Source organism: Oleiphilus sp. HI0086, from assembly GCF_001635225.1.
The window spans coordinates 1-6,311 of record NZ_LWFZ01000615.1; the positions used below are offsets into that span (position 1 = coordinate 1).

At 47.9% G+C, this 6,311-nt stretch carries 3 protein-coding genes; 1 reads left to right on the forward strand and 2 read right to left on the reverse strand.

Annotation, left to right across the window (positions count from 1 at the left end):
• A partial coding sequence (gene hrpB / locus A3756_RS07530) for an ATP-dependent helicase HrpB (RefSeq protein WP_068553223.1) occupies positions 1 to 2,453 on the forward strand: 2,453 nt, incomplete at its 5' end.
• Positions 2,454 to 2,531: 78 nt separating this feature from the next.
• Here hrpB and A3756_RS07535 read toward each other — a convergent pair.
• A complete protein-coding gene (locus A3756_RS07535; RefSeq protein WP_068514373.1) occupies positions 2,532 to 3,959 on the reverse strand; it encodes an aldehyde dehydrogenase family protein in 1,428 nt (475 codons plus the stop codon).
• Between the two features lie 198 nt (positions 3,960 to 4,157).
• Positions 4,158 to 6,311, reverse strand: a 2,154-nt coding sequence (locus A3756_RS07540) for a molybdopterin-dependent oxidoreductase (RefSeq protein ID WP_068553225.1), incomplete at its 5' end; no start/stop codon positions are given.

Consider the following 6,311-nt stretch of genomic DNA (forward strand, 5'->3'; position numbering starts at 1 on the left):
TACTTCAAGCCGAACCCGGTGCGGGAAAATCAACCGCTTTACCTTTGGCCTTACTCAAGGACTTGGCACTTCAAGGGAAAAAGATTCTTTTACTGGAGCCTCGCCGTGTAGCCGTTAAGGCCATTGCTTACTACCTCGCGAAACAGCTTGGGGAGAAAGTCGGTGAACGCATAGGTTATCAGATCAAGAATGATCGAAATGTGTCGCAAAACACCGTTCTCGAAGTCGTTACTGAAGGTATTCTCACCCGACGATTACAGCAGGACCCGGAGCTATCTGATATTGGCCTGGTGATCTTCGATGAGTTTCACGAACGTTCAATTCATAGTGACTTATCACTAATGCTTTGTCTCGAAGTTCAACAAGCGCTTAGAGATGATTTGATGCTCCTGGTCATGTCTGCGACCATCGATACACAAATGCTCTCACACTATATGAACGCAGCCCCCATCGTAGAATGCCCGGGGCGAACATTCCCGGTAGCTACTGACTATCAAGCCGCCAATAGTCCTAATGAATACCTCGATAAGCAAGTTCTCAGAGCCATCCGAAGCGCGCTTCAAGATGATGCACACGGCGATATTCTGGTCTTCCTCCCCGGCCAAGGTGAAATTAAGCGCTGCCTAGCCAGTGCGCAAGAACGTTATTCCGACAATGACCTGCTACTTCTGCCACTCTATGGCGGGCTAAGCCTTCAGAAACAGGAGCAGGCTCTGCAGAAAGACGAGCAAGGCCGAAGAAAGATTATTTTCGCCACTAATATCGCCGAAACCAGCTTGACCATCGAAGGGATTCGCTGCGTCATTGACAGTGGCCTTGAACGTCAAATGCGTTATGACGCTGGCTCCGGTATGAGTCGTCTGGAAACCAAGTACATATCCAAAGCATCGGCCGAACAGCGTCAGGGCCGTGCAGGCAGAACCCAGGCTGGCCACTGTATTCGCTTATGGAGCGAGAGCAAACAACAGTCTCTGAGTGACTTTCAAAGCGAAGAAATCTGCATAAGTGACTTAACTCAGCTCGGCTTAGAATTATGCCTTTGGGGAAATAACAACTACCAGAGCATCCCCTGGCTCACGGCGCCTCCGGAAGCGCATTACAATGCCGCGATGCAAGTACTCAAAGACCTCGGTTTGCTGGATCAACAAGCTCAGGTCACCCGACTGGGCAAGCTCGCGGCAAAGCTACCTGTTAGCCCGCGCCTTGCAAGTATGTTGTTAAGCACCGACAAGCCCGAAGATCAGCGTGTCGCTTGCAACTTAGCCGCTCTGCTTTCTGAACAAGATATCTTTCTCCATAATAGAGATACCGACATATCCAGACGTCTCAACGCGCTGTCGGATTTTGGCCGAGACAAAGCACAGTCCCTTAAAGACTACGCCTTCCATCGTTCACGAGTCGAGCAAGCCTTCTCAAGCACTCAGTCGCTGCAAAAGCAATTAGCAAAATTAGCCGCTTCGAAAGCAGATATTGAGCCGACTATCTACCCTGCAGACCTTGGCAAACTCTTACTCATCGCCTTCCCTGAGCGACTGGCCAAACAGCGCCAAGCAGGAGACGGCAAATATTTGATGGCGAACGGTAAAGGCGCTTACCTCAACGAAGACGATTCACTCTTTGATGAGCCTTGGTTAGTCATTGCTGACTGCGATGCACAGAAGAAAGAGGGCCGGATTTATAGCGCGGCAGCCATTGACAAAGCCTCAGCTCTCGAAGTCTTGTCCGAGCATATCAACGAAGAAGAACGTTTCGAGATCAACCCTAAAACGCAGAAAATAACGGGCTCTATGCAAACCCGTATTGGCGCGATTACCATAGATAGCCAAGTCATCAGCAATATTCCAAACGATGCCTTCACCCAATGCCTGGCTCAGCTGGTCAAGAAACAAGGCTTAAGCGTTTTAAACTGGACGCAGCAATGCGATGACTGGCTGGCCCGAGCAAGCTGGCTAGGACAACACCTTGAAAACTTCCCAAGCTTGTCAAAACAAAGCTTAATCGACGATATCGAGACTTGGCTGCTACCCTATTTATCTAGCGTCAGCAGTATGAACGCACTTAAAAAAGTAAACATTCTTGAGCTAGTGAAAAGCTGCCTGGACTGGAATGATCAGCAGCGCATCGAAAGCGAAGCCCCAACGCATTACCAAACACCAAGTCAGAAACGTGTTCCAATTCGCTACGACAGTGACCAAGGCCCAACAGTTTCAGTTGTGCTTCAAGAGGTGTTTGGCGAGCTAAGCTCTCCGACCCTGGCTGAAGGTCGCGTTCCCTTACGTTTTGAATTGCTGTCACCGGCCAGGAGGCCTATCCAGACCACCAGTGATCTCGCTAACTTTTGGAACAGCTCTTACTTTGAAGTCGCTAAGGATATGAAGGGCCGCTACCCCAAACACAGATGGCCAGATAAGCCATTAGAAGAAAAAGCCGGACGTTCGATAAAGCGAAAGTGAAGCCCAAAACCTGTGCAGATCCATCCGAGGCTCGCAAGGGGGATGAAACCCTCTGCCTATGGGCATCATATATCCAATTTATGGCGTGCGAATCACCAGTAAACGTTGTTCAGTCATGTCTTCGATTGCATACTTAATACCTTCACGACCCAGGCCGCTGTCTTTCACTCCGCCATAAGGCATATGGTCAACACGCCAGGACGGTACATCGCCGATTATGACGCCTCCAACCTCGAGGATATCCCATGCTTTATTCGCCTTGTATAAGTCCCGTGTAAATATCCCTGCCTGCAGACCGAACTTGCTATCGTTAACTTCTTCCAGCACCGCGTCGAAGTCATTAAAACGTTCAAGAATCGCTACTGGCCCAAAGGCCTCTTCTTCTCGGAGCTTTTGTCCTTTCCCAACACTTTCTAGTAAGGAGGCTTGCATCATGACACCTTCCCTTTTGCCACCGCATAAAAGCTTTGCGCCAGCTTCTACTGCCTCGTCAATCCAGTCTTGCAGGCGTTTAGCTTCGCCTTCCGAAATCATGGGGCCAATAAAGGTTGAAGGATCTTTCGGGTCACCCATTTTCAGTGCTCGCGTAGCGTTTAGTAATTTATCTTTAAATAGCGGATAAATTTCTTCATGGACGTAAACCCGCTGCACACCGATGCAACTTTGCCCCGATTGGTAGAACGCACCAAAAACGATTCGCGCTACGGCGTCGTCGATGTCAGCATCCTGGTCCACGACACAAGCAGCATTTCCCCCTAATTCGAGGACGACTTTCTTTTTGCCTGCTTTAGTTTTCAAGGCCCAGCCCACATCTGGTGAGCCGGTAAAGCTTAGTAACTTCAAACGTTCATCTTCTGTAAATAATCCGGCACCTTCCCGATGGCAAGGTAAGACAGAAAATGCGCCTTCAGGTAGATTCGTTTCTGCAAGCACCTCGGCAATTAACAAAGCACCCACAGGGGTTAAACTGGCTGGTTTGAGTATGAATGGGCATCCCGCTGCAATCGCGGGTGCAATTTTATGGGCGGCTAAGTTCAAAGGGAAATTAAAAGGGCTGATAAACGAGCAAGGGCCAATCGGTACTCGCTTACTCATGCCTGAATAACCCTTGGCGCGAGCGCTAATATCCATGGGAATAACTTCACCGGCGATGCGAGTGGACTCTTCTGCCGCAATACGAAAGGTATCAATTAAACGCGTCACTTCACCCTGCGCATCCCTGATGGGTTTGCCTGCTTCGATACAAAGCGCTTCGGCTAATTCATCAAAACGTTCAGTAAAGCGTTTAACGCAATGATCCAATACAGCCTGGCGCTCAAATGCCGCCAAACTTGCCATGGGTTTTGTTGCTGCCTGAGCGGCTGCTATGGCTTGATCAATCGCCTGTTTCTCTGCCAATGCAACTGAACAAGCCAATTCACCACTGTACTTGTCATAGACCTTCAAGTCCTGATTGGCAAAAACGGCTTTATTCGAAAGATAGTAAGGATAATTTTCGTTCAGCATAAGACAGAGCTTCCTGGATATCGAAACAAGTTATTTGCTTTACGATAACAAGGCTACCCATAATATTGAACTGCTTTTTCTTTTGGCTTGCAGGGTACAAAACCAATATATACCGACCGTAGGCAGAGACTTCCGCCCCTCGCTGGAATCTGCCACGTGCTAGCCCGCCCGCAAGCCGTGAAAGTCTCTGCCTACAACTTAGGAAGCTATTCTCTCTAAATGCGCCGGTACATACTTATGATAAGGCGTTTTAGTAAACGGATCACAGTGGGAACCTGCTGTTAAAAAGTTTATAGCAGGGCCATTAGGCTCGCCATCTTTGTAGCGCATACCATAACCGTGAGGCAAGGTAACCATACCCTGACGAACACCCTCGTCGATTTCGACACTCACTTCGAGCTGGCCTTGCGCGGTTTTACAAAGCAGCTTATCCCCTTTGCCAACACCTAGTGATTCTGCATCGTCAGGGTGAATACGTAAAGCGCCGTCTTTATCAACTTTACGCCATGCTGGATTTCTAAAAATTTGGTTTGAATTATAGGCGCGCCTTTCCCCAGCCATCAGAATAAAGGGATAGCCATCATCGAATTTCAAACCATTGTTCAGACCTCTTAATTCCGAGAACACTTCATCAATTTCCAGGTGAATGCGGCCATCTTTATTACGAATAAACTTCCACATTTCATCAAAGGTATGTTTACTAATTATCGACCCAGAGCGACTATTGAATATCTGCCGAAATAGATTAACGCCTAAGGTGAATTGATTACCTTTTACACCTGCGCGCCTCACGGCAGCCTCGTGTTTTCTAGCATAGTCCATCGCTAAAGGAAGAATTAGCGCAGCAGATGCGGCATCCTCCGGTAAGGCTGCGCCAAAAGTACGATACAAAATTGAAGGCGCGTAGGGGGCCCAATCCTTGTTCAATTTAAAAGTCGCCATCAAGGCAGCGAAGAAGCCCTGATGAGCACTAATCTCAGGTTCGTATTTAGCGATGCGTTCCAATACAGGGAAATTCTCTGGAATCTTACCCATTTTCGCTAACAAGCGCGCATAGATTTCAGGCTCAGGTAAGGTACCCGGTAAAGGCTCAAACATCGGTGCACGCAAATGAAAGAAGTTCTCAGGAAACTCCGCGTTAAAACCTGTCGCTTCCCACTTCTCGAACTGAGAGGCAGCTGGCAGAACGTAGTGCGCCAAGCGAGCCGTTTCAGTCATCGCTACATCAACAACAACCAACAAATCTAACTTAGAAAAAGCGCGTTCATAGGCACTAGAGTCAGCGTAACTGCGAGCGGGGTTGCTACTATCCACCCAAATCGCTCGTAAACGATCTTCGCCCTCATGTTCAATTTCATCAGGCAATATGTTTGGTGGATACATTCCCGAAATCGGCATCATTTTATGATGAGCCGTGAGCTTGTACTCGCGGCGACGCTCGTCCGAATTACCTAATAAGGGAACAAATAAAGTGTGCAGATTATTGCCGCCAGTTTTCCCGAAATTGCCGGTCACCATATACAGCATTTTTTCCAAATATGCCGTCAAGGTGGAATGCAGTGACTGCTGCAGACCCAAGTCAATTCTTACGCATCCCGCTTTAGCATTAGCAAAGTCTCGTGCAACTTGCTGCGTCATCTCAAGGGATACATCGGCTTTTTCTACATACTCTTCAATAGGAATATCTAATAGTTCAGCTTCGAGCTTATTAAAGCCAGTGCAGTGATTCTCGAGGAAGGCTTTATCATGCAGGCCCTCTTTTACGATAATCGCCAAGATCGCAGACATCAGATAAGCATCAGTACCTGGCTTTAACTGAAAATGTATATCGGCTTGCTTCGCTGTTTCAGACCTTCTAGGGTCAAAAACCACCATCGTACGGTCCGGGTCTTTCTTAATTTCTTTAAGCGTATCGCGCGCATTGGGTATACCGTGTGACTGAAATGGGTTACAGCCAATAAATAGTACGTAGTCAGAATGCTCTACGTCCTCAGTACAATGAACACGCTGATCACCAAACAGTCGACCATTCACCCAAAAATCCATGGTCTTTTCCTGAGCCAAAGCTGTATAGGTATAGCGACTCCCACCCATGGCATAACGCAGTTGTGAAGCATACGCACCGCCAAGATGATTACCTTGACCACCACCACCTACAATCGCGAAAGAATCGGGGCCAAACTGATCACGCGTTACATTCATTTTTTCAGCGATTTCATCTAAGGCCTGATCCCAGCTAACCTTCTGAAAGCTCCCATCTGGCATCCTTTTTAAAGGATGTGTCAAACGATCATCGTGATTTTGATAATGCTCTAATCTTGCCGCTTTCTGGCAAATATAGCCCTTAGTCAT

Bases quoted from the DNA above. Each gene is read 5' to 3' on its own strand.
- A3756_RS07535 (WP_068514373.1), bottom strand. From the start codon at position 3,959: ATGCTGAACGAAAATTATCCTTACTATCTTTCGAATAAAGCCGTTTTT.